A 23,875-nucleotide genomic window follows, 5' to 3' on the forward strand; every position below is an offset into this window, starting at 1 on the left:
GGAAGCCAGCGGTAAATCCTGATGAATGATGTAAATTTCACGAGCCTGTTCGTCGATCTGACGAGCAGGCTTGGTCTCAATTATGAATTTCTGGCGACGGGTTACGAGGCGCAAATCTGGCGAGATGGTTTCATCACCACGCTTTATCTTGTTGCCGTCACCATTCCCGTCAGTCTGGNTTTCGGATTGANTTTTGCAGCCTGCCTGACTTCAGGCAGGCTTTGGCTGTCTGCGCCGGTGCGTGCTTTCGTAGAACTCACGCGCAACACGCCGACACTTGTGCAACTCATGTTCAGCTTTCTCGTGCTCAACACATTTGTCTCCAACCTATTCGGTGGCGCACAGAACAATCCGCTGTCTCCTTTCTTCTGGGTGGTTGCCGTGGTTGGGCTGCATGTGGCCGCGTTGCATGCGGAAGCGATCCGTGGCGGCATCGAAGCGGTGCCCTCGTCTATGATTGAAGCCGCAAGAGGCATGGGGTTTAGCCAGTTCGAAATCCTGCGTTACGTGCAGATACCCCTCGCGTTCCGCGCCTCGTTGCCCGCCATCGTCAACGGGCTTATCAGCCTGGTCAAATCGACAACCGTGGGCAATGCCATTGCCGTCAGTGAAATCACCTATGCATCGATTATGGTTTGGACACAGCGCGACAACGTCGTTGAGCTGATGATTGTCCTTCTCGCCTTTTTCAGCCTGATCAATTTTCTGATCGCCCGCGCCGGTTCGTGGGTGGAGCGAAAGCTGGCCGTTCCGGGATATGGGTTATCAGCATGACACAGAACCATGCACCCAAGAAAAGCAGCCGTATTCTGCGTTATGCCGGCTTTTTTGCCATGCCGCTGCTGGTCGTTGTCTGGTCCCTTATTGACCTGACTCTGGGCAAGGAACTGGTGATGTGGCTGCCCTATCTTGCTTCCGGCTTTTCGATGAATATCGTGATCACGCTCTGTGCGATCACAATCGGCACGACGGCAGGTGTTTTGCTCGGCCTCATGCAACTGGCGCCCTACTGGTTCATTCGCTGGCCGGCTGCCATCTACGTTCAGATTTTTCGCAACGCACCGGCGCTCGTTCTGATCTTTGCGACCACCTATATCTTTCCCTTTGAGATCGTGGTGTTCGGCAATTATCTGGCGTTTCCGGACTGGATCAAGGCCGTGATCGGCCTTGCCATTCTTGCCAGCGCTTACATAGCCGAAATCACCCGGGGTGCCGTGCTCTCCATACCGACGACGCAGTGGGAAGCGGCCAAGGGGCTTGGCTTTTCCCGCAAGCAGTCGTTGCGCTTCGTCATTCTGCCGCAATGTGTGCGCCGCTCACTGCCGCCATGGATGAATGTCGCTTCTTCGATTGCCATGGGCACATCGCTTGCATCCCTGGTGGGCGTCCACGAATTGATGCATGCGGCAACCGATGCCAGCACAGCGGTGCGCAGACTTGATTTCACCATTATCGCCTATGTTGTTGTCATGGCTGCGTTTTTCACGCTCTGCTACCCGATATCCCGGCTTACCCGCCGCCTCGAACAGCGTTTCAACGCGGGCTGAAGGATTTTGACGATGACTACATCCACAGATACCGCGATCGTGAAACTGGAAGACGTTCACCTGTCTTTCGGTAACACGCAGGTGCTCAAGGGCATTGATCTCACCGTCAACAAAGGTGATGCCGTTTCTATCATAGGCCCCTCAGGCTCCGGCAAATCAACCCTGCTGCGTTGTATCAACGCGCTGGCCATGCCGCAAAGCGGTCGGATCACCGTGGCGGGCACACGGGTAGACACGCTGACGAAAGAAAGCGAGCGCATTGAACTGCGCAAGCGGGTCGGCATCGTGTTCCAGCAGTATAATCTGTTTCCGCATCTGACCGTTCTCGACAATATCGTGCTTGCGCCGACGCGCATTCTGGGTGCCGACCGTACCGCAACCGAGAAACTTGCGCGTGAATTGCTGGAGAAAGTCCGGCTGTCTGAAAAGGCGGATGCCTATCCCGGCCAGCTTTCCGGCGGCCAACAGCAGCGTGTGGCAATCGCACGCGCATTGGCCATGAAGCCGGAACTCGTGTTGTTTGACGAGGTGACATCGGCGCTCGACCCTGAAACGGTGGGCGAGGTTCTGTGGGTCATCCGTGACCTCATCCGCGATGGCATGACCAGCATCCTCGTTACCCACGAAATGCGTTTTGCCGAAGAAATCAGCGACACGGTGGTGTTTACGGAAAACGGCCGCGTCGTTGCTCATGGTTCGCCGAAGGAGATTTTTCACGATTCCGACAATTCCCGTATCCGACAATTCGTCGGCGGCTTGTCCGGCGCCCGTGCCTCAGTGCGTGACGGCGAAGGTATCTGACCATGGAGAATGCCAAATTCACGACTGCCTTTGCCAAGGCAATCGTCCAATCCGATCCAAGCGGGGATCAAGCCGCAATGGATGCGGCGCGCACGGCGATAACAGATTTTCTTGCCTGCATGATCGCTGGCGCCAACAACCGCACGGCGGGTGTGCTCGCGGACGTCATCGGCGCAGATTTGCCGGGAAAGGCAATCCTTGTCGGTCAGGCAAGACGAACAGATCCGCTGGTTGCGGCAGTGTTGAACGCCTATGCGGGCCATGTGCTTGATTATGACGATGTTCATGCGAGCCTGCGAGGGCACCCAACAACGGTCATTGTGCCAGCACTGCTGGCGCTTGCCGCTGAAAGGACCTTCAGTGCAGATGCTTTCATCGCGTCTTACGTTGTGGGGCTGGAAGCTATGGCGCGGCTGGGGCTTTCTGTGGGCTCCAAGCATTATGAAAACGGATTTCACGCCACCGCAACGCTTGGTCCTGTGGGTGTCGCAGCCGCGATCTGTCACCTGAGCGGCGCTTCGGTGGAAGAGACAGCCATTTCGCTTGGACTGGCCGCAACACAGGCCGCCGGGCTGCGATTGCAGTTCGGGTTTGATGCAAAGCCATATCATGCTGGCATGGCGGCGCGGTCCGGCCTGCTCGCGGCGCGATTGGCAGCGGCTGGGTTCGGTGGCGCGCCCGACTTTCTGGACAACCCGGTCAGTTTCTACGCCGCCTATGCGTTTGGCGCAGGACAGCCAGAACTGACGAGCAAAAACTNGGGCGACCCATGGCAGATCCTCTCCCCCGGCCTGACGCTCAAGGCCTATCCCTGCTGCACGGCCAGCCATCCTGTCGCGTCACTCGGCATCGAACTCCACGCTGAAGGGCTAAAAGCCGAGCAGATTGACAGGATCACCTTCACCTATCCGCCCGGTGCGGATGCGGCGTTGGTCGTGACAAAGCCTGGCAATGGCATCGAAGCACGGTTCAGCCCGGAATATGTGTTTTCCGCAGCCTTGCTCGACGGCGCTTTGCGGCTTGACCATTTCGATGAACGTCCGGTCGAGAACCGCATCATGGCGCTCGCCAGCCTTGCCAGCCGCCAACATGATGAAACGGCGCCGCGGATGACGAGTGATCCGACCACGCGTTTCGTCGTTCTGGACATTGCGCTCAAAGATGGCAGCACCATACAGCGCCGCTTCGATGGCCTGCCGGGCGTGACCGATCCAACCCAAAAATTCCAGGACGCGACAGCGGGTAACCCGGCTTTTGCAGATATTCCAGACCTTGTCCGCAGCATGAGGAGTGAGGCAGATTTTGCCCGGCTTCTTGAACTGCTCAATCAGAACTTCGTTTGACGAGAGATTTTACCATGAGTGCCAAGAGACAAATTCATCTGGGTCTTTTCCTTCAGGGTGCGGGCCACCACGTTTCCGGCTGGCGTCACCCGAAGGCGGAAGCAGGCAGCGAAAACTTCGATCTGCTGCGCCGCGTGTCGCAAATGGCCGAGCGGGCAAAGTTCGACATGGTTTTCCTGGCGGATGGCCTGACCAGCGGCGTGGACGCGCATCCCTCGACCATCGCTCGGTTCGAACCGCTGACATTGCTTGCAGCCCTTGCGCTTGTCACTGAGAAGATTGGTCTCGCTGCAACGTCCTCCACCACCTATGGCGAGCCTTACCACACGGCGCGTTCCTTCTCCTCAATCGACCATCTGAGCCATGGCCGCGCCGCCTGGAACATCGTGACGACATCCTATGCCCGCACGGCGAATAATTTCTCAAAGTCTCACCCCGAGCATGACGAACGTTACGCGGTGGCAGAAGAATTTGTCGATGTCGTCCGCGGCCTGTGGGACAGTTGGGATGATGACGCCTTTATCAAGGACAAGCAGAACGGCATCTATGCCGACCCGAACAAGGTGCACATGCTTGACCACGCGGGCAAATATTACTCCGTCAAGGGTCCACTCAACATTCCCCGTTCTCCGCAGGGCCATCCGATCCTTATCCAGGCCGGTTCATCAGGCCCCGGACAGGATCTCGCCGCCCGCACGGCTGACGTGGTGTTTACGGCACAGCAGAGCCTTGCCGAAGCGCAGGCGTTCTACAAAAGCCTGAAATCCCGCGTCGAGAAATTCGGTCGCAAGCCCGATGATGTGGCCGTCATGCCCGGCTTTTTGCCGGTCGTCGGGCGCACCTCCAAGGAAGCTGCGGAAAAACTTGCCGAGCTTGACCAGTGGACCGAGCTGAAAAGCGCGATGCCGCTTCTCGAAGAGCGCATTGGCCACAGCCTTGCCGACTACGATCCCGATGGTCCTCTGCCGGATCTGCCGATATCGGACCAGTTGCGCAGCCGGGCCGAACTCTTGACCGCTCTCGCACGCCGCGAAAGCCTGACGATCCGTCAATTGGCCCTGCGTGTGGCCGCCGGTCGCGGTCATCATATCGTTCTTGGCACGCCAGTCGAAATTGCCGACCGTATGCAGGAATGGTTTGACGGACGCGCCGCCGATGGCTTCAACGTCATGCCGCCCTTCTTCCCGGAAGGGCTTGAGGATTTCACGCAGCTGGTCGTCCCGATCCTTCAGGAAAGAGGCCTGTTCCGCACGGAATACGAGGGGTCAACTCTGCGCGATCATCTCGGTCTGGCGCGCCCGCCGCTGTGACGACGGCTGCCACCGCCAATTCAGTCGATACGGTCGCCCTTCGCGTCGAAGACATGTAGTTTTTCCGGCGGCAATCCGACAGTGATGGACTTGCCCGGCTGCAAAAGCGCCCGGTCTGACGAAAACAGCTTGAAGGGCATTCCGTGGACTGCCAGATGCAGGATGATGCCAAGGCCCGTTGGCTCGACAAGGTCAACCTTGGCCTCAATGCCTTCCGCATCAGGAGCGACGACAACGTGTTCGGGTCGAATTCCGAGCGTTATCGCCTCGCCGTCTTGCACGGCAATCCGTCGTCGAAGTGGCAACACGCTGCCATCCGGCAGCGCCATTGCGCTTTCATCCGGCCCCTGGACGCACCGGCCTGCAATGAAATTCATTCCGGGTGAACCGATAAAGCCTGCGACGAACAGATTGGCCGGACGATCATAAAGATCGAGCGGCGCGCCGATCTGCTGAACGTAGCCGTCATTCATGGCAACGATCCGGGATGCGAGCGTCATGGCTTCGATCTGGTCGTGGGTCACATAAACGGAGGTGGCGCGCAGATCGGCCTGCATGCGCTTGATTTCTGCCCGCATCTGCTCGCGAAGGCGCGCATCCAGGTTCGAGAGCGGTTCGTCGAAGAGGAATGCTTTCGGCTGGCGCACAATCGCTCGCCCCATGGCGACGCGCTGGCGCTGTCCACCTGAGAGCGCCTTTGGACGCCTCGCGAGATAGGGGTCCAGCCCAAGCTTGCTGGATGCCGAGGCAACCGCTGCCGCGATTACCTCCTTGGGGCTTTTCCGCAAACGCAGGCTGTAGCTCATATTGTCTGCCACACTCATATGCGGGTAGAGCGCATAAGACTGAAAGACCATGGCTATATCCCGGTCCTTCGGCTTGAGATCGTTGACCAGTTGTCCGTCGATAATGAGCGTACCGGAGGTGATCTCTTCAAGACCCGCGATCATGCGCAGAAGCGTGGACTTTCCGCAGCCCGATGGGCCGACGAGGACGACGAATTCGCCATCGGCAATGGAAAGATCGACACCGTGCAGGACGGGATGATCACCATAGGATTTGGCGACGCGATTAAGCTCGATGGAAGCCATGGATTATCCTTTCACCGCACCGGCCGTCAGGCCCTGCACGAGGTATCGTTGAATGAGCAGGAAGAAGAGGCATGCGGGGATCAACGCCAGCACACCTGCCGCCATCATCTGTCCAAAATCGACCGAAAACTTCGAGACGAAGGTCAGCAAACCAACCGGGAATGTGGCGCTTTCGTTTCCGGAAATCAGCATCAAGGCAAAGAGCAGCTCGCTCCACGCTGCCGTGAAGACAAAGCCGAGCGTTGCGGCAATACCGGGCAGGGTCAGCGGCAGAATGATCTGCCTGAACGCCGTGAAGCGACTGGCACCGTCGATCATCGCCGCCTCCTCGAGGTCCTTTGGAATACCGTCGAAAAACGACTGCATGAGAAAAGTCGCNAAGGGTACGTTGAACGCCGTGTAGACTATGACGAGGCCCGTCAGGCTGTTCGTCAGGCCCAAGGGCGAAAGCATCTTGAAGATGGGCGCGACCAGCATGACGAGCGGAAACATCTGCGTGACAAGCATCAACCCGATGATCCAGTATTTGCCGCGAAAGCGGAAGCGCGACAGCGCATAACCGGCCAGCGAAGACAGGATGGTCACCGCAAACGCTGTCGAGCCTGCGACGATGACGCTGTTCTTGAAGAAAGTGGGAAACGCGCTGTTCTCGATGACGTAACGATAGTGATCGAGCGTCGTATGCGACGGCCACATCCGCACGCCTTCACTGTAAAGAAGATCGTTGGGCGTAACCGACACCTTGAGGAGCCAGAAAAGCGGGAATAGCGCGAAGATAACGTAGAGAAGAAGCGCGAAGCGATGCGCGATGGTGAGAAAAATCCTACCTGTCATGGATCAATCCTTCTCGATGAGGCGCTGGCGCATGATGACGATGACCATGGAATAGGCGAGCAGAAGCACGAGCAGAGCCAGCGCGATGGCGGATGCGTAACCGAAGTCGAGCCGCTTGAAGGCTTGCGTGAAGATGTAGCTTGCAACGATCTGCGTTCGGTCGGCCGGTCCGCCATTGGTCATGACGATGATGAGGTCGGCGAAATTGGCGATCCAGACTGTGCGCAGCAAAACGGTGATCGCTATGGTCGGCGCCAGAAACGGAAGCGTGATGGATGTGAAGCGCTGAAGCGGCGTTGCGCCATCAATCGATGCGGCCTCATAGAGATCACGGGGAATTGCCTGCAAGGCGGCCAGCAACGTGATCGCNAAAAACGGAATGCCCCACCAGACATTGGCGATGATCGGACCCCACATGGCCAGATGCGGATCCGCGAGAATGTTGTTGGGCGCAGAGAGTAGCCCCAGCGACGTCATCCAATGCGGCAGCGGACCGATGACCGGATTGAACAGCCACGCCCAGTTGAGCCCGGCAAGAAAGGTCGGCACGGCCCAGGGAAGGAAGACGAGCGCCTGCACCACCCCACGGCCCGCAAAAGGCTTGTCCAGAAGCAGGGCGAGGATAAGCCCGAAGAAGAATTGGAGAAAGACCGAAGCCCCGGTCCACCAAAGCGTGTTCTTCAATGCGCGATAAAAAGCGACGTCCTGCGACAGCTCTCTGAAATGGTCTAGCCCTATAAACCCTCCGGAGAACGGGTTGAGCAATTGAACGTCGCGAAAGGCGTAAGACAAGCCCAAAACCAGCGGCACCATCATGACCGTGATGATAAGGACCAGGACGGGTGCACTGTAGAGCCACGGTTCGGCGGCTCTTGCCAGACGTTGCAATGCGGGTTTACGCGGAGCCACAGGCCCGGCGCTTTGGGTATAGGACATCAGATGCTCCCCAGCGAAAGACGGCAACGGGTGGCGCCATGCGCTGATCTCGTTTGTTTCTCAATCGAAGCGGTGATCAGGCAGCGCGTGGATCTTCACGCGCTGCCTGTCTCGATTATTTCGATTTCAGGAACTTCTGCTGAGCCTCGGTCATGTAGTCAGCCCACTGCTTGGCGAGTTCTTCCGGGGTGATGTCACCCAGAAGAGCCTCCTGCGATGACTTGATGACAAGCGAGTCCTTGAAGAACGCGAATTCTTCGAGATAGGTCGGCATGGTCGTCGGTACGGCATTCTTGTCTGCCAGTTCATCGAACCAACCCTTGAACTGCTCGCTGGCATAGAACGGATCTTTTTCTGCCGAGGTGTGAACGGGAAGCGCACCGGTTTTCTTGTTCCACTCGATGTTGCCTTCAGGCCCCTCCAGTGTTTCGATCAGCTTCCAGGACAAGTCCTTGCTCTTGGACGACGCCATCATCGACCAACCTGCAAAGCCGATTGTCGGGAACGTCTTGCCATCTGGACCCTTCGGCATCGTCATCACGCCGAAATCTTCGGCTTTCATGCGCTGCGCAATAGCAATCAGAGCATCCGGGTCCTGATCGAGGAAAGCGCATGTACCGGAATAGAACCCTGCGACGATCTCATTGAAGCCCCAGTTGACGCTGTCTTTTGGCGCATAGCCGTTCTTGTAGAGATCGACCACATAAGTGAGACCCTTCACCCAGCCGGGGCTGTCAAAGGTGGACTGTCCGTCCTTTGTGAAAAACTCGTTGGAGCCAGCCATGGACGCGCCAAACATGACCCAGCCGTTCAGCCCGCCCGGGCCGCCACGCAGGCAATATCCGTATTTTCCGGGGATGGCGGCAATCTTCTTGGAGGCATCGGCGAATTCTACGAGCGTCTTCGGCGGTTCCTTCACCCCTGCCTGCTCAAGCAGCTTCTTGTTGTAGAACATGGCACGCAGGTNAAAACCGTAGGGCAGCATATAGGCTGTGTTCTTGACGTCGCGGCCAAGCTCCAGAGTGCGTGCGCTCAGACCGGCGGTGTGTTCCCACTTTGCCAGATAGGGCTCAAGGCTTTCAAGCAAGCCATTATTGGCATAGAGCGACAGCCACGTGTCTGGCATTTCAATCACATCGGGAACGTCGCCAGCCGAAACCATGGTGGCGAACTTCTGGAATGCCTCGCTCCATGGAAGGGAGACGATCTCAACCTTTGTGCCGGGATTGGCGGATTCGAATTTGGAGACGAGGCCCTTGAGGGTCTCGGTGCGTTCAGGGCTCGTGATGACTTCCACGAGTTTCAAGGTCGTGTCCGCCAGTGCCGTTCCGGCCATCAAGACGGTAAAGAGTGTTGCTGCTACCAGTTTTTTCATTGCGTTCTCCCGNTTTTTTGTCGTCGTTCGTCAACGCGTCAGGCGGTGGCAGATGCCTCCCTGATCGCAGGTTCAAGATCGTTCCAGAGCGCTTCAGTACCCTCAAGACCGACATGCAGGCGCACGGAGCGCGGGCTGATACCGAACGTATGCGCTGAATTCGGCTGCGCCTTCTGTTCGAGTACCACTTCGCCGGGGACGATCAGGCTTTCATGTCCTCCCCAGGAAACACCAAGTTTGAAAAGTTCGAGACGATCCGCAAAGGCCCTGACATTCACGCCCTCGCGGAAGATGAATGAAAACAGGCCGGACGTTCCGTTGAGGCCAGGCGGCAGGCGGTTGACCAGACCGGGATGGCAAACGGTTTCGACGACATCGAGCGTCTGCAGACGCGAGGCGATTTCAAGCGCCGATTCCTGATGCGCTTTCATGCGGATGGGCAGGGTGCGCAATCCGCGGATCNAAAGCCAGGCATCGAACGGAGACATCTTGCCGCCCAGATACGGATAGGCCTCGGCACGGATAGTATCGATCATGGCTTTCGAGCCCGCAACGATACCGGATACCACATCGCTATGGCCGCCGAGATATTTCGAGGCGGAATGCACGACCAGATCAACGCCGAGAGACAGGGGCTTTTGAAAGATCGGGCTCGCCCAGGAGTTGTCGATCACCGAAATCGCGCCGTGACGGCGCGCAATCGCAGCCAGTGCGCCGACATCATGCGCTTCCATGACCCAACTCGTCGGGCTTTCCATGTAGAAAAGCTTCGCACCGGGCATCGCCTTTTCGACGGCGGCCTCATCACGACCGTCGACATAGGTCACGCCGATGTTCATGCGCTTCATCAAGGTGCCGAAAAGACGGAAGGCATCCGGATAGACGTGACGCACGGCAACGATACGGTCCCCAGGCGAAACAAAAGACAGAACAGTGGAGGAAATTGCCGCCATGCCGCTGGCAAACCCCAGCGCATCCTCGGCGCCTTCAAGCTTCGCCAGCATCTCCTCGAACATCCGAACCGTAGGGTTCAATCCACGCGTATAGACAGGTCGATTCCTCTCGCCGCGATAGGTGGCCACCATTTCGTCGTAGCTTGAGAAGGTGAAAAGCGAGGTCTGGACGATAGGCGGCACCACAGCCTCGAAAGCATGTGTTGCATCATGGGCAACGATGAGAGATGCGGGATCATAGAGATCATTGCCTTGGCTCATTTGGACATGTNCTTGATATCTTCCTCGACAATGGCGAGAATTTTCAGCGTTTCTTCGCGCGCTGCAACCGCATCTGCTGCGACAATCGCGTTGAAAAGCGTGCGATGGAAAGGAAAGGAGCGTGCTGCGAAGTCCGGCCTATCGAAAGGTTTCAACCAGAACCGCTCGAAGCCTTCACGCATTTGCTCCAGAAGCTGCTTAAACAGCGAATTGTGGGTGGCGTCATAAATGGAGAGGTGAAAGGCCAGATCGGCCTTGCCCGACGTGCCCTCGGCGAGATGGACACGCTCCATCTCCTCAAGCCGCAGTCGCATGGTCTCGATATCGCCGTCCGTTCTGCGACGCGCGGCAGCCATCGAGGCCTCGACCTCTATTCCGCGGCGGACCTCCAGCGTCATCAGCAAGGCGTCGCGCAGGCTTTCCGTCTCAATGGAAATCGGCATATGCACGGTGGCACTGGAAATCGGCTTGAGCAGGTAGTTGCCGCTACCCTTGCGACTATCAATGACGCCAAGCGCCTGAAATTTGCGAATGACCTCACGGATGGTGGAACGGCCAACACCCAGAGCTGTCATGAGTTCGCGCTCGGCAGGCAGGCGACTGCCAGCTTTCAGCCCTGCCCTGTTCACGAATTCGGCAAGTGCCGCCTCGACCTGGCGCACCCTGTCAACCGTTGGCAAAGGCGTCATCAGGTGATTATCTGCCGATTTGTCCATTCCAAAACCCCGACTCCACAGTCAATAATTGGTCTGACATCTTACCGATTATCAGATGTCAGNAAATTATCAAGAACATTGCTTTCATGAAACAACCGCTTTTACGTTTTCACTTCACTGAGAGCCCCTGCTGGATTTACTCAGGAGAACACGTCACAAACTCATCGTCGGCGTTGTGCGCCGCATCAATTCCGGACGATTGGACATGAATTTAGGATTTTAAGATACAGATCATCCTGAAGAGTCGGTTTATAGATGTCTGCGATGTAGGAGACATAGATATGACGGACACAACTTTACAGCTCGATGAGCCAATCGGTGATTGTGAAGCGGTAGAAGACACCGCGTGGACAGCAGCGACCTGGCTTGCCGTGCTTTCCATGGCCGCTACCAGCTTTGCTCTGGTGTCTGCCGAGTTCTTGCCAGCCGGACNTTTAACACCGATGGCGCGCGATCTGGGAATAAGTGAAGGAACTGCGGGACAGGTTGTCACGGCCACCGCTTCCGTCGGTGCCGTAACGGCTTTGTTCAGTAACGTTCTGATCGGAAAAATTAACCGAAAAACGGTGCTGGTTGCCCTTACTGCGCTCGCGGTCGGCTCCAACATCCTTGCCGCCACAGCCGGCGAATTCTGGTTGTTGCTGGTAGGCAGAGCTGGACTTGGCATTGCGCTGAGCGGTTTCTGGGCACTTTCCGTCGCCGTTGTTGCAAGGCTGGTTGGTGCCAATGCAACAGGTCGCGGCATGGCCATCGTGACCCTCGGTGTCTCGCTGGCCACCATAGCAGCACCATCCATGGGCGCGTTGATCAGCGATTGGCTGGGTTGGCGAACCGCCATGGCCATGACGGCCGGGCTTGCGGTCATTGCCATGCTGATGCAGGCGGTCAGCCTGCCCACTCTGCCTGCAAGCACAAGCAACAGCTTGGCCGACGTGTTCAAGCTGACGCGACGGAGGGGCATTCAATTGGGCATGCTTGCCATCCTGTTGCTCATGACCGGACATTTCGCTGGTTCGATCTATGTACGGCCTTTCCTGGAGCAAGTGACGCTGCTTGATACGCAATCGATAGCCCTTGCCCTGCTTGGTTTCGGCATCGCCTCCGTCCTCGGCAATGTTGCTGGCGGTAAAATGGCCGATGCGAGTGTCAGGATGGCGCTTACGGTCACCGCTGCCCTGATGGCATTCGCGGCACTCATTCTGGTGATTGGGGGCGCGTATGCAGCCATTGCATTTACGCTCGTCGCACTCTGGGGCTTCGCCTTCGGCATGGCACCGGTCGTGCTGCCGACCAATTTGTCTCGCAGCGCGCCGGACGCCTTGGAAGCAACCGGCAGCCTGATGGTGGTCTCATTTCAGGTCGCCATCAGCATCGGCGCGGTGGTAGGAGGTTATGTCGTTGACAACTATGGTGCAGCAGGCCCACTAACCCTAACGGCCATACTGGCAGCCTCAACCGTCGCTTTGGCACTCCTCCAGCCTCGCAATTGAGGGCTTGAGCAGAAGCAATCAACCCACATCAGGACGAGTGTATCTTGTCCTGATGTGCTGCACGGTTTTGGCCCGTGGAACTGGAACTAAAATGTCAGATATAGTCCGATGCAGACGCGGGCTTGTCGGCGTGGAGGTAGACTTCCTCATATTTGATCGAACACCAGAGCCGTTCGACCAACACGCGCCGTAACTCTGGCCCAACGTCTAACCAGATTCTTCATAAACACTACGGATTTTACGGGTAAATTCATCACTCTTAAATTCATTTAACGTTCTATAGCGCAGACGATGCCAGCATAACTTATGAGCATTATGGAGCCATCGGCTATGCTTGCCCTTATAGACCGTTACGTNAAAGAGGCATGCTCGACAAACCGCTTCGAGACCCGTCGCGACGTGCTTTCGTTTGCGTGGTCTATAACGCTTTGCGTGACCATCGTAGCGGATGTTCTAAATGTGTTGGCCCATTACAGCCTGGATGCGCTCGGATGGCTCCCCTATGACGTTGTTGCAGCAGCAACCGTTGGCGTCATTATCTCCACATTGGTCGCGTCAACTCTGACTTTTTCCATCGTCTATGTTGTCGGCCTCGCTATCCACCATCTCACCATCTCGAGAGCCACCTTCGAACGGTTAAGCAGAACGGACATGTTGTCCGGGCTTCTCAACCGCAGGGCTTTTCTTGAGGAGGCGACGCGCGCGNCTGAGAATTCATCACTGATTTTGTTCGATATCGATAAGTTCAAATCGATCAACGATCAATATGGCCATGACATCGGCGATCAAGCCATCATCGCTGTGGCGGCCAACCTCTCGGAAAACTTTGCGCAATGCAAAGCCGTCGCTCGAATTGGCGGAGAGGAGTTCGCGGTTTTGGTGTCGGCGATGACACCTACGGAGCGTTTCGCGCTGGCTGAGCGGTGCCGGGAGCTTGTTGCCGCCCAACCATTTATCGCAGGAGCATCGCGTTTTCGCATGACGATTTCCGGTGGCGTGGCAGATCGGGAAGACCATTCCACATTTGAAGCGCTTTATACGGCCTGCGATAAGGCGCTTTATATTGCCAAAGCATCGGGAAGAAATCGCGTCGTTCACAGCAAGGACGTTGAACTGCTGGCAAGAGCCAAAGCCGCGAAAACACGCGTTGCAGTGAGAAAAACTTAGGTTCAAAGCCGCGCATAGTCCTTTCGTTTCCTGTTCNAAATGATGATATCGTCGATATCAAAGGAACAAGGTGGACATTATGAGCACGCACTATCCTCGAATTTTTCTGGTTCGACACGGAGAGACCGAGTGGTCACTTTCGGGACGGCACACAGGGCGTAGCGACATAGCTCTGACAGAAAACGGCGAGGCTGCCGCGAGACGTCTGGAAAAACGAATACCCGCAATTGGCTTCGACGCGATATTCTCCAGTCCGTCTCAACGGGCGCGAAGAACGTGTGAGTTGGCGGGCTTTGGTCCTGAGGTCGAGATAGACGATAATCTCGCCGAATGGGACTATGGCCGCTATGAGGGGATAACCACCAAGGAAATCCAGATGCACAATCCTGGTTGGAACGTCTTCCGCGACGGGTGCCCGGATGGAGAAATGGCTTTTGATGTCGCCGCGCGTGCTGATGCCATCATTAAGAAAATCAAGGCCGTTGACGGCAACGTCCTGATCTTCTCAAGCTCCCACTTTCTACGGGTTTTGGCGGCCAGATGGCTTGGTTTTGGGGCAGAAGCAGGGTCATTTTTTGTTTTGGACACGACGAGCATCAGTGTTCTCGGCTATGAACACAATCTGGGTGAACCGGTTGTTCGAAGCTGGAACGAGACATAGTCTGGTCTGAAACCTGATCTAGCGTTCTCACAGCTACATTTTACCCACAATGCCTCTCGCGACTGTTGGAGATCTGATTTTGGACGCTGCACCTGCCCCTCCGGTTACACTCGTCATCTTCGGTGCCACTGGCGACCTCACGCGCCGCCTCCTGATACCGTCATTGGTCAATCTCACACGCAGTGGACTGGTGGGTGACGATCTGCACATCCTCGGCGTAGGGATCGAGCCTGGCGACGAAACCATGCTTGTAGAACGGCTCGAAGCTTTTCTGGCGGGGCTTGGCGGGGCAGAAGCTGTTTCTGGCGATCAGGCTTGGCTTCGCTTGAAACAGCGTATTTCCTACATTAGCGGCGATTTCACGAAGGATGAGGTGTTCCTGGAAATCTCCAACCGTCTTGCCTTAACCACGGTTGGCAATGCCGCTTTCTATCTGGCCGTTCCACCACAATTCTTCGGAACGATTGTCGAGAAACTTGGGAAACACGGACTTGTAACGGAAAACGACGCTGCATTCAGGCGGATAGCGATCGAGAAACCTTTCGGAACCGATCTGGCCTCTGCACGCGCGCTGAATGCGCAAATCCTGAACACGGTGTCCGAGAAACAAGTGTACCGGCTGGATCACTTCCTTGGCAAAGAGACCGTCCAGAACATCATGACGGCGAGATTTGCCAATATGATGATCGAGGCTCTCTGGAACAGTAACTACATCGACCACGTACAGATAACGGCCGCAGAAGTGGTCGATGTCGGTTCGCGGGGCAAGTTCTATGATGCGACCGGCGCTTTGCGCGACATGATCCCCAACCATCTCTTCCAGCTTCTGGCCATGGTGGCCATGGAACCGCCAAACAGTTTCCACGCAGAGGCTATCCGCAATGAAAAAAGCAAGCTGCTGGAAGCGCTGCGGATTTACACGCCTCAGGAAGCGCAAACCCACTCGGCGCGAGGTGCATACACCGTCGGAACCATGAATGGCGCGACGATTCCAGCCTACAGGGAAACCAAGGACATCGCGCCTGAATCCAATACCGAAACCTTTGTGGCTCTGAAGCTTTACGCGGATACCTGGCGCTGGGCGGGCGTTCCGTTTTATCTTCGGACAGGCAAGGCAATGGCAGCCCGCGATACGGAGATCGTGGTTACCTTCAAACGGGTGCCATTTGCCCAGTTTCGTGAAACGGACGTATCGCGAAAGCTTCCTCCCAACCGCCTCGTCATTCAGGTTCAACCGGATGAAGGGCTCAGCATGGAGTTGTCGATCAAGTCACCGGGCCAGTCGGTCGATACCGTGCCTGTGTCGCTGGANTTTCGCTACGCAGACCAGTTCGACATCAGCAAGACCACCGGCTACGAGTCTTTATTGTACGAGCTGTTTGTCGGTGACCAGACGCTCTTTCAACGCGCCGATGGCATCGAGGCCGGATGGGCCGTTGTTCAGCCTTTCCTTGATCTTTGGGCGAAGGGCGGATCACCTGAAGACTATGAGCCGGGGAGCGACGGACCCAAATCTGCGCANGACCTGATTGAGCGAGATGGGCGCACTTGGCGTCCGTTGGGGGAGACGCTCCGGCACAACGAACGGTGACGTCACGCAAACCCATCATCCAACAAAAAAGCCGCTACGAGAGCGGCTTTTCAAGACATCAAAATTTGGTTTTAGAACTGGCGTCTGAAACCGGCAACAACAGCGTGGCTGCTGAAATCCGTGCTGGATGCTGAACCATCGCGCGCCGTGAAGTTGAAGTCATCAGCTGCGGTGTAGCGATATCCGATGTCGAACGTCGTGTTGCTGAACAGCGTGCTGTCTCTGAAGAACGAGATCGTGTTGAGATCGATACCAACGCCTGCATCGAGATGGTAGGCAAATTTGGTGTCGTCATCATCCATGACTACGCCTGCAACACCTTGCTTATGCAGTTCGAGGTTCATCGCGCCGATACCACCACCGAAGTAAGGCGTGAACGCCGTGTTCGTGGGAATATCGAGGTAAGCGTTCACAAAACCTTGGATCGTGCGCGCGTCGCCGAACGAATCTGATCCGAAGTTTACACCGCCACTGCTGATCTCATTGACATCGGCTGTACCGTAACCAATTTCAAGTTCAAGGCGTGGAGAAACGAAGCCATATGAACCGAAGCTGTAGCCGGCGCGCAGGCCGCTATACATACCGAGATCATAATCCGTATCGAACGACGCTCCGCCGGAGGAGAAGCTTGTATTGTCCGGGAACGTCAGGCTGCTGATAGAGCCGAGATAAAAACCGCCTGGATTGGCAACGACGGCAGGCTCAGTTTGAGCAACCATGTCAGCAGCAGTTGCGGAGGATGCGAGGAGAGCTAGCAAGCCTGCCAACTTAACGACCTTTTGCATTTGGTAGACCTTTCGAAAGAATCGGCCCCCGCCGCCATTTGATTTAGCCAGTTGTCGGGTCTTCCGTCCAAAATATCGTAAGGAATTCGCCTTGGTGATCCAACGTTGCGTGAGTGCGTTGCGTATTAGCAACGGTGAAACAACCCCAAGCCCCAATCTCTTGCCACATGGGACCCGTCTAAAACGCGACCAAATTCAACATCGGTTTTGGTCAGCACATTCATATATTTGCGGTGCGCAAGCTCATCTGGCAGGTCGATAGCAACTGTATGGAGGCCACCGTCGACATCAGCGCGCATCGACAGACGTGGTGCTACAACGATAAGGGCATCGTCGACTGCGACCCGCGCATAGGCCACGATGCATTCTGCACCATTACCTATAACTTTCAGAGGCAAATAACGCCCTGCGCCAAACAGCTCGGGTGCTGCACGGCGTATATCGAGAGCGTTTGCGATAAGGCGCTGCTTCAGTTTTGCAGTCTCGTCTTTCTTGTCGCCAATTGCTGCAAGTTGCGCGTCAAGCGCTTCGAAAGCCGGTTCACGTCTGTTATCGGGGTCAACCAGACTGAGGTCGATGCCTTCGCTTCCCTGGTAGATGTCCGGCACCCCAGGAGCTGTGAGTTTGATGAGGGTTTGAGCGAGACTGTTTGATGATCCGGCTTTGATGAAGGGGACGAGCGTTCGGGCGAAGTCTTTCAGGAAGGTTTGGNTTTCCGATGAGAGCAGCTTGCGAGCGTAGCCAATGACGGCGTCTTCATAGACGTCGTTGCTATCGCCCCAATTTGTGCGCAGCTTGGCTTCGCGCAGCGCCTTTTCGACATAGGCGGCAAATCGGTCTTCGAGAGACTGCAAACCTCGCCGATCCGTCGTTTCCAGTTCGCGGGGCCAGGCACCAGCCAAGGCTTGATAGAGCATCCATTCGACGGCGGGCTCCGGGGCGGAGCCGTCGTCCAGCATCTGTTTGAAACCGGCATTCATGGACTGCCAGCGCTTAACGGCATCTGCCCAGAGTTCCGGTGCTTCGGTTATGGCGTAGAGCCGAGCACGCGCGTCCTCACCTCTCTTGGTATCGTGAGTTGAAGTGGCGGACAGAGCATCTGGCTGCTGCGCAAGTCGCTCCGCCATTTCGGCATGAAACCGTTCGACCGAATACGGGTGAGGGAGAGGTTCTGCGCCGACTTCGTTGAGGGCGAGTGCCATGTTGTGTCTGTAGAAGAGCGTGTCTTCTACAGACTTTGCCATGAGTGGGCCGGTAAGTTGTTGAAAGCGAGTTCTGAATTCCTGAGCGGTTTGGCCTTCGCCGCTGCGCAAAATGCGCTGCAAGCTGCTTAGGGCATCCGCATCCGGCGCGTTGGGGCCGGCGCTGATTGTGTTGACGACCTTGGCCAGCACCGCATCGCTTTGCGGCGGCAAGCCATCTTTAGTGCCATAGGTTCGGTAAACTGGAAACGACACGACAAGCTCGCGTAATGCAGTCCGTATTTTCTCTTCGTCGGGATGTGGCTTCCCCGTCTCCTCACCCAGAATTTTCATTGCCAGAGCGAGAAGCGTAGCAAACTCGCCTGCGAAGTTCTTGTCCGCCATCAGCAGTTTTGCTTCGCGCAATTGCGACGGCATATCAACGGGCTGGCCGGTGGTGGCTTCATAGGCTGCTTGCAATCGGGCGAGCTTGTCATGGTCCACGAAAAGATTGCTGAGGGAGGCAATGAATTCGTAACCGGTGGTTCCGGAGACAGGCCAATCGGCGGGCAATGACTCGCCTGCGCCAAGGATTTTTTCAACGGTAATATAGCAGTATGGCCCGGTTTCGCGACGCAGGCGCTCCAGATATTCCTTGGGGTTTGCCAGGCCATCGACATGATCGACGCGCAATCCATCCACAGCGCCATTGCGAACCAGCTCCAGCGTAAGGCCGTGAGTATCTTCAAAAATTTCGGGATCTTCGACCTTCACGCCAGCCAGACCGGTGACCTCGAAAAAACGCCGATAGGAGAGATCGTGGCTGGCATCACGCCAGCATGTGAGGCGGTAAGGCTGTCGACTATGGATATCTGCGATACACTTTTTGTCAGTCGTTTCGAGCAAATCCGCTTCTTGGTCAGCATAGGAGCAAGGGTTGAGCGGATAGTGGGCGTCATGGTAACAGAGCGAAGGTTTGCCAGTAGCCGGATCTGCCTTGATCTGGATTTCGTCTGCTTCAAGTGCGACTTCGAAATCGGTACCGAGGAAAGGCAGCGTCAGGCGGCGGGACCAATCAATATCGAAATGGTGGGCGTATCGGCTTTCCGCGCCGTGTTCGATCACATCCTTCCACCAGGAATTTTCCAGCGACGCCGCCATGTGGTTCGGCACGATATCCAGAATGAGCCCGAGCCGCTCCGCCTTCAAAGCCTGCACCAACCTGTCGAAACCTTCGCGACCACCAATAGCAGGGTCGATTTCGTTGGCATTGGTAATATCGTATCCGTGTGTCGAACCGGTCGTCGCCGTGAATATCGGCGATGCGTAGAGATGGCTGATCCCGAGCTTTTTGAGATAGGGGATTATCGCGGCGGCGCGATCGAAGTTCATGCCATTGCGGAATTGAATGCGGTAGGTCGCTGTCGGGATGGTCATTCGCGGCTCCAATGGGAGAGGAGCCGAAACCGGATGAGCGCCATCTGGTTCCACCGTCTTTGACGAAAGATGTCTGTTTACATCAAACGCGATCTTTTTCGGCCGTGCTGACCAAAAAGGCCGCTGCCGCATTTGCCTTGTGGAGAGCATCGATCATTGCTTTGCCGGACGCGAGTTCCGCTGCGAGAACGCCGATGAATTCATCTCCAGCACCGTGGGTGCTTTGAACCTCTACTTTTATCGCCGCAATCACAGTTTCATCGCCATTTCGACTTGCATAGGCGACGCCGGCTCCACCAGCGGTGACGACGACCTCTGGATAGGATTGCGCAAGGATTTTGGCAGCGGTCAAAGCGCCATCCAGCGTTTCCACAACGGGTGTATCTGCCAGCATTTCCGCTTCGATGGCGTTGACGACAAGAATGTCTATCAGCGGCTGGAGCCCCTGTGAAAGAACTCGCGCAGGGGCCGCATTGATCAAGACGCGGCCACCGGCAAGTTTTACGGCTTTTGCGCCGACAACGTTGGCGGCATCCGGGATTTCGTTTTGCAGGACAAGAAGCGTCGTTTTCGACAGCACGTCATGGGCAGCGGTGACATCGGCTTCCCCCAGTGTCAGATTGCTGCCTGACACGATGACAGCACCATAGTCTCCTCCGCCATCAAAGATGGCAACGCTCATGCCTGTGGATTGGGTGGCATCACGCCGGACAAAGGTATGATCGACGCCTTTACGTTCAAGATTTGCAAGCAAGAACCGCCCGAAATCATCATCGGCTACAGCACCGATCATCGACGTGGAAATGCCGGTGCGGGCCGACGACACCGCCTGATTGCCGCCCTTGCCGCCGCTCTTGGGATGCCACGACGTGCCTGTCACTGTCTCACCCTTGCGTGGGCGTGAAGGTCCCATGACCGCAATATCATAATGAAGGCTGCCGAAAACGGTGACGAGCGGCGATGATGTCATGAAAGTCTATCTTTCCGTTTGGATTTGACGGCGGACATGGTGCGATCAAGGTTTCGTTCGGCGGATTCGTAGTCGCGTTGCGCCACCGCCATGAAGACCGCATCGAGAATATTCAGTTGTGCGATGCGTGCGGCGGCGTTCTCACCCATCAGCGGAGAGCCTTGCGCGGTGGAACAGAGGACGACGTCGGCCGCCTGCGCGAGGGCTGACGAATTGTAGTTGGTCACCGCAATCGTCTGCGCGCCATTGCGCTTGGCGAGTTGCAGCGCTTCGATGATGGCAGTGGTGTTGCCGGAATGAGAAAAACCGATGGCGATATCCCCCTCTGTCAACAGCGCCGCAGACATCAGCATCATGTGCACATCATCGAATACGGATGCGCGCACGCCGATGCGCAGGAACTTGTGCGAGACGTCCCGGGCGATCTGCGCCGAGCCGCCGACGCCGTAGAAATCCCGGTGCTTTGCGCTGTGGATGAGGTCCGCCGCCTTGTCGAAGGCGACCATATCCAGAATGGAAAGCGTTTCTTCCAAGGCATTGATCGAGGTGCGGAAAACCTTCTGGACGATTTCCCGAGAGGTGTCTTCGACCGAGAGTTCCTGGTGCATTTCGGCAGTCGGCTGACGGTTATACTGGCTGACGGCGGTGCGGAAATCTCGGTAGCCGGAAAAACCGAGCTTCTTGGTGATTTTCACCACCATAGCTTCTGATACCCCTGCATCGTCGGCGATCTGTTTCAGCGACGTTTCATCGCTGAAATCACGCATGGCGAATACGGTATCGACGACCTTTGCTTCGAGCGGCGTCAGCAACGGCATCATCATGCGAATGCGCGGGCCGACGGCCTTTGTGTCGAAGCTTTCGGAATTCATTCTCTTCCCCTTGTCGCGCGATCAATCATCATTGCGACGAGGATTATAAGGCCAGTGGCGAGCAGTTGATAGAAGGCCTGAACATTCATCAACGTCAAACCGTTGCGCATTGCACCCAAGATGATGGCGCCCAGTATCGTGCCGAGAATGCTTCCCTTGCCGCCCATCAAAGACGCGCCGCCAATGGCCGCTGCCGCGATGGCATCAAGCTCCCAAAGATTGCCAAGGATGGGTTCAGCGGCACCAAGGCGACCGATGAGGATGAGCGAGGCCAGTGCGGCCAGTCCACCGGAAATCACATAGGCCGTGATCTTGGTGCGGGCGATTGGAACGCCAGCGACATAAGCGGCTTCTTCATTGCCACCGACAGCCATCAAATATTCGCCAATCGGCGTCTTCTTCAGGAGTGTCCAAGCCGCGATGGCGACGACAGCGACGATCAGCACAGGCGTTGGAATACCGAGGAGATTGCCGTTGAATAGAGACCTGAAACCNGGGGGAATGCCGAGAACGGGATTGCCGCCAGTATAGATGAGCGCGATGGCGCGGTAGGTGCTGAGCGTTCCCAATGTAACGATGAAGGGTTGCAAGCCGACATAGGCGACGAGCGCGCCATTGATGAAACCGCAGAGGACGCCCACGCCGAGGCCCGCCAGGATTGCCAGCGGGATCGGCGTGCCGGCCACGAGCAGGCTGGCGGTGACGACCGCAGAGATGGCAGCCGTTGGGCCAACCGACAAATCAATACCGCCGGNAATGATGACGAGCGTCATGCCAAGCGCCAGACACGCATTGATGCTGGACTGCTGCAGTATATTGACGAGGTTTCTCTCGGAAATGAAGCCCGGAACGAGTGCGGCAAACACCGCCATGATGACGATGAGACCGATCAACGTTCCCGCATCACGCAACGAAAACGAGAAACGGCGGAAGGCGGGGGCGGATTTGGCGGGTGCATGGGAAGTTGTGGTCATGAATTGTCCTGTCGGTTCACACGGGTCGCGCAATGCGCGCGTCGTCCGCGTCGGCATTCGCCCCTGGAATGGCATGCGCGACAATCGCGCTTTCGCTCAGTTGATCACGCGGAATGTCTGCCGCAATCCGCCCTTCCCGCATGACCAGCACGCGGTCGGAAAGGCGAATGACTTCCGGCAGCTCGGAGGATACGACGATAATGGAATGGCCCTCGCGGGCGAGGTCTTCGATCAGATGATAGATTTCCGACTTGGCACCGACATCGATGCCGCGTGTCGGCTCATCGAACAGCAGGATTTGCGACTTGGCCGCCAGCCAGCGCGCAATAATTGCCTTCTGCTGGTTGCCGCCGCTGAATAGCCGGATCGGACGATCCAGCTGGAAAGGCCGGAGATTGACGCGCTTCAACAAATCCTGCGCGGTGGCGCGTAGCTTGGAATTGTTGATCATACCGCCGGATGAGAAACTGCCGAGGGAGGCCAAAGCCATGTTGGTGGCGACAGGGCGCAGGGGGATGATGCCCTCGCGCTTTCGCTCTTCCGGCACCAGCCCGATCCCGGCGGCAATCGCATCACGCGGATTGGCGAAGCTTTGCTCCTTGCCGTCGATACTGATCGATCCTGCGCTCAAGCGATCGGCACCCGCCAGCAGGCGCAACAGTTCTGTGCGCCCGGAGCCCACCAGCCCGGCAATGCCGAGGACTTCGCCCTTGTGCAGGGTAAAGGACACATCGCGGATTCGCGTGGCCGACGACAGATTTCGGGCTTCGAGCTTGACGGTATCGGTGACGAAGGAATTATGCTCTTCCTGCATCAATTCGCGACCGACCATCTTGGCGATTACGTCTTTCTCCGAAACCTTGGCAAGGTCCACGATATCAACGAGCTTGCCATCGCGCATGATGCTGGAGCGTTGGCAAATACGGAATACCTCATCCATCTTGTGCGACACGTAGATGATCGAAACGCCGCTTGCCGACAGGCCGGCGATGACTTCGGCCAAACGGTCAAACTCGCTGGGCGTCAGGCTCGATGTCGGCTCGTCCATGGCGATGACCTTCGCCTTGTCGAGAAGTGCGCGACCGATCTCGACGATCTGGCGTTGCGCGACCTTGAGCGACGATATCGGCGCTGATGGATCGATGGTCTTGTCGATCATCGACAGCGCTTCGGCAGCGCGGGCTTCCTGCTCGCGGCGGGATACGAACATACCGCCCATATGCGTCAAGGAATGGCCAAGAAACATGTTCTGAGCAACACTGAGGTGTGGCACCTGCTGAAGTTCCTGATGGATCATCGCGATACCGGCAGCACGGGCATCCATCGGCTTCTTGAAGGCGACAGGCATGCCATCAACAAATACGGTGCCGGATGTCGGGCGAAACACGCCGGACAGGATGCGCAGAAGCGTGGACTTGCCAGCGCCGTTTTCGCCGAGGAGTCCGTGGATTTCACCGGGGGCCACGTCGAAGGAGACATCCGTCAGCGCGTTGACGCCGGGAAAGCTCTTGGAAATCGTTTCGAATCTCAGTCGTGGCGTCATCGTTCCACCTCTCAGGCTGATGGGGATGCCGGCGAAA

Annotated in this window: 21 protein-coding genes; 9 read left to right on the forward strand and 12 right to left on the reverse strand. The window is 56.8% G+C overall.

The features are described 5' to 3' along the window. Positions 1–21: 21 nt before the first annotated feature. The 5 genes from CUC55_RS13825 to CUC55_RS13845 all read left to right on the forward strand — a co-directional run bounded on the left by CUC55_RS13825 (position 22) and on the right by CUC55_RS13845 (position 5,001). Positions 22–774 (forward strand): amino acid ABC transporter permease, encoded by a 753-nt coding sequence (locus CUC55_RS13825; protein ID WP_103088244.1) that lies wholly within the window; start codon positions 22–24, stop codon positions 772–774. A 59-nt stretch (positions 775–833) separates the two neighbouring features. Further along, a complete protein-coding gene (locus CUC55_RS13830) occupies positions 834–1,547 on the forward strand; it encodes an amino acid ABC transporter permease (protein ID WP_425352192.1) in 714 nt (237 codons plus the stop codon). 12 nt (positions 1,548–1,559) lie between these two features. Further along, a complete protein-coding gene (locus tag CUC55_RS13835; RefSeq protein ID WP_067646392.1) occupies positions 1,560–2,348 on the forward strand; it encodes an amino acid ABC transporter ATP-binding protein in 789 nt (262 codons plus the stop codon). 2 nt (positions 2,349–2,350) lie between these two features. Then, positions 2,351–3,691, forward strand: coding sequence for an MmgE/PrpD family protein (locus CUC55_RS13840; protein ID WP_103088245.1), 1,341 nt, complete (start codon positions 2,351–2,353; stop codon positions 3,689–3,691). Between the two features lie 14 nt (positions 3,692–3,705). After that, positions 3,706–5,001, forward strand: a complete 1,296-nt coding sequence (locus tag CUC55_RS13845) for an LLM class flavin-dependent oxidoreductase (RefSeq protein WP_067646397.1) — start codon at positions 3,706–3,708, stop codon at positions 4,999–5,001. 20 nt (positions 5,002–5,021) lie between these two features. Here the strand turns inward: CUC55_RS13845 and CUC55_RS13850 are convergent, their stop codons facing one another. The 6 genes from CUC55_RS13850 to CUC55_RS13875 form a co-directional block, all read right to left on the reverse strand. Continuing rightward, a complete protein-coding gene (locus tag CUC55_RS13850; protein ID WP_067646400.1) occupies positions 5,022–6,092 on the reverse strand; it encodes an ABC transporter ATP-binding protein in 1,071 nt (356 codons plus the stop codon). Between the two features lie 3 nt (positions 6,093–6,095). Next, on the reverse strand, positions 6,096–6,926 hold the full coding sequence (locus CUC55_RS13855; RefSeq protein ID WP_103088246.1) for a carbohydrate ABC transporter permease: 831 nt from the start codon (positions 6,924–6,926) through the stop codon (positions 6,096–6,098). A 3-nt stretch (positions 6,927–6,929) separates the two neighbouring features. Continuing rightward, positions 6,930–7,862, reverse strand: a complete 933-nt coding sequence (locus CUC55_RS13860) for a carbohydrate ABC transporter permease (protein ID WP_103088247.1) — start codon at positions 7,860–7,862, stop codon at positions 6,930–6,932. A 115-nt stretch (positions 7,863–7,977) separates the two neighbouring features. Next, complete coding sequence (locus CUC55_RS13865) at positions 7,978–9,237, reverse strand: ABC transporter substrate-binding protein (RefSeq protein ID WP_103088248.1); 1,260 nt, start codon at positions 9,235–9,237, stop codon at positions 7,978–7,980. A 38-nt stretch (positions 9,238–9,275) separates the two neighbouring features. Next, entirely contained in the window at positions 9,276–10,451 is a 1,176-nt protein-coding gene (locus CUC55_RS13870) for a PLP-dependent transferase (RefSeq protein ID WP_103088249.1), read from the reverse strand. After that, on the reverse strand, positions 10,448–11,140 hold the full coding sequence (locus CUC55_RS13875) for a FadR/GntR family transcriptional regulator (RefSeq protein WP_170063893.1): 693 nt from the start codon (positions 11,138–11,140) through the stop codon (positions 10,448–10,450). Before CUC55_RS13875 ends, CUC55_RS13870 begins: the two co-directional genes overlap by 4 nt. A 308-nt stretch (positions 11,141–11,448) precedes the next feature. Between CUC55_RS13875 and CUC55_RS13880 the strand changes: the two genes are divergently transcribed. The 4 genes from CUC55_RS13880 (at position 11,449) to zwf (ending at position 16,076) form a co-directional block, all read left to right on the forward strand. Beyond that, complete coding sequence (locus tag CUC55_RS13880) at positions 11,449–12,657, forward strand: MFS transporter (RefSeq protein ID WP_103088251.1); 1,209 nt, start codon at positions 11,449–11,451, stop codon at positions 12,655–12,657. Positions 12,658–12,987: 330 nt separating this feature from the next. Then, positions 12,988–13,824 carry a GGDEF domain-containing protein gene (locus CUC55_RS13885; RefSeq protein ID WP_157940962.1) on the forward strand — a complete coding sequence of 279 codons (837 nt, stop codon included), beginning with the start codon at positions 12,988–12,990 and terminating at the stop codon, positions 13,822–13,824. 79 nt (positions 13,825–13,903) lie between these two features. Then, positions 13,904–14,485: a histidine phosphatase family protein gene (locus tag CUC55_RS13890; RefSeq protein WP_067646417.1), complete on the forward strand. Its 582-nt coding sequence runs from the start codon at positions 13,904–13,906 to the stop codon at positions 14,483–14,485. A 79-nt stretch (positions 14,486–14,564) separates the two neighbouring features. Further along, positions 14,565–16,076 (forward strand): glucose-6-phosphate dehydrogenase, encoded by a 1,512-nt coding sequence (zwf, locus tag CUC55_RS13895; protein ID WP_103088253.1) that lies wholly within the window; start codon positions 14,565–14,567, stop codon positions 16,074–16,076. A gap of 71 nt (positions 16,077–16,147) precedes the next feature. Here the strand turns inward: zwf and CUC55_RS13900 are convergent, their stop codons facing one another. From CUC55_RS13900 to CUC55_RS13925, 6 genes are all read right to left on the reverse strand, one after another. Further along, complete coding sequence (locus CUC55_RS13900; RefSeq protein ID WP_067646423.1) at positions 16,148–16,861, reverse strand: outer membrane protein; 714 nt, start codon at positions 16,859–16,861, stop codon at positions 16,148–16,150. A gap of 125 nt (positions 16,862–16,986) precedes the next feature. Then, a complete protein-coding gene (gene treY / locus CUC55_RS13905; RefSeq protein ID WP_103088254.1) occupies positions 16,987–19,479 on the reverse strand; it encodes a malto-oligosyltrehalose synthase in 2,493 nt (830 codons plus the stop codon). Positions 19,480–19,561: 82 nt separating this feature from the next. Then, positions 19,562–20,449 carry a ribokinase gene (locus tag CUC55_RS13910; protein WP_067646426.1) on the reverse strand — a complete coding sequence of 296 codons (888 nt, stop codon included), beginning with the start codon at positions 20,447–20,449 and terminating at the stop codon, positions 19,562–19,564. Then, positions 20,446–21,321: a MurR/RpiR family transcriptional regulator gene (locus CUC55_RS13915; RefSeq protein ID WP_067646429.1), complete on the reverse strand. Its 876-nt coding sequence runs from the start codon at positions 21,319–21,321 to the stop codon at positions 20,446–20,448. Before CUC55_RS13915 ends, CUC55_RS13910 begins: the two co-directional genes overlap by 4 nt. Further along, positions 21,318–22,295, reverse strand: coding sequence for an ABC transporter permease (locus CUC55_RS13920; RefSeq protein ID WP_103088255.1), 978 nt, complete (start codon positions 22,293–22,295; stop codon positions 21,318–21,320). The genes CUC55_RS13915 and CUC55_RS13920 overlap by 4 nt, the downstream gene beginning before the upstream one ends. A gap of 16 nt (positions 22,296–22,311) precedes the next feature. Beyond that, positions 22,312–23,838, reverse strand: coding sequence for a sugar ABC transporter ATP-binding protein (locus CUC55_RS13925; protein WP_067646434.1), 1,527 nt, complete (start codon positions 23,836–23,838; stop codon positions 22,312–22,314). Between the last annotated feature and the right edge of the window lie 37 nt (positions 23,839–23,875).

This window comes from Agrobacterium bohemicum, assembly GCF_002896715.1.
Lineage (GTDB): Bacteria > Pseudomonadota > Alphaproteobacteria > Rhizobiales > Rhizobiaceae > Agrobacterium > Agrobacterium bohemicum.

Coding starts and splice junctions, on each gene's coding strand:
- CUC55_RS13915 (WP_067646429.1), bottom strand. CDS start 21,321: ATGAATTCCGAAAGCTTCGACACAAAGGCCGTCGGCCCGCGCATTCGC.
- CUC55_RS13910 (WP_067646426.1), bottom strand. CDS start 20,449: ATGACATCATCGCCGCTCGTCACCGTTTTCGGCAGCCTTCATTATGAT.
- CUC55_RS13890 (WP_067646417.1), top strand. CDS start 13,904: ATGAGCACGCACTATCCTCGAATTTTTCTGGTTCGACACGGAGAGACC.
- CUC55_RS13830 (WP_425352192.1), top strand. CDS start 834: ATGCCGCTGCTGGTCGTTGTCTGGTCCCTTATTGACCTGACTCTGGGC.
- CUC55_RS13850 (WP_067646400.1), bottom strand. CDS start 6,092: ATGGCTTCCATCGAGCTTAATCGCGTCGCCAAATCCTATGGTGATCAT.
- CUC55_RS13925 (WP_067646434.1), bottom strand. CDS start 23,838: ATGACGCCACGACTGAGATTCGAAACGATTTCCAAGAGCTTTCCCGGC.
- CUC55_RS13845 (WP_067646397.1), top strand. CDS start 3,706: ATGAGTGCCAAGAGACAAATTCATCTGGGTCTTTTCCTTCAGGGTGCG.
- CUC55_RS13835 (WP_067646392.1), top strand. CDS start 1,560: ATGACTACATCCACAGATACCGCGATCGTGAAACTGGAAGACGTTCAC.
- CUC55_RS13900 (WP_067646423.1), bottom strand. CDS start 16,861: ATGCAAAAGGTCGTTAAGTTGGCAGGCTTGCTAGCTCTCCTCGCATCC.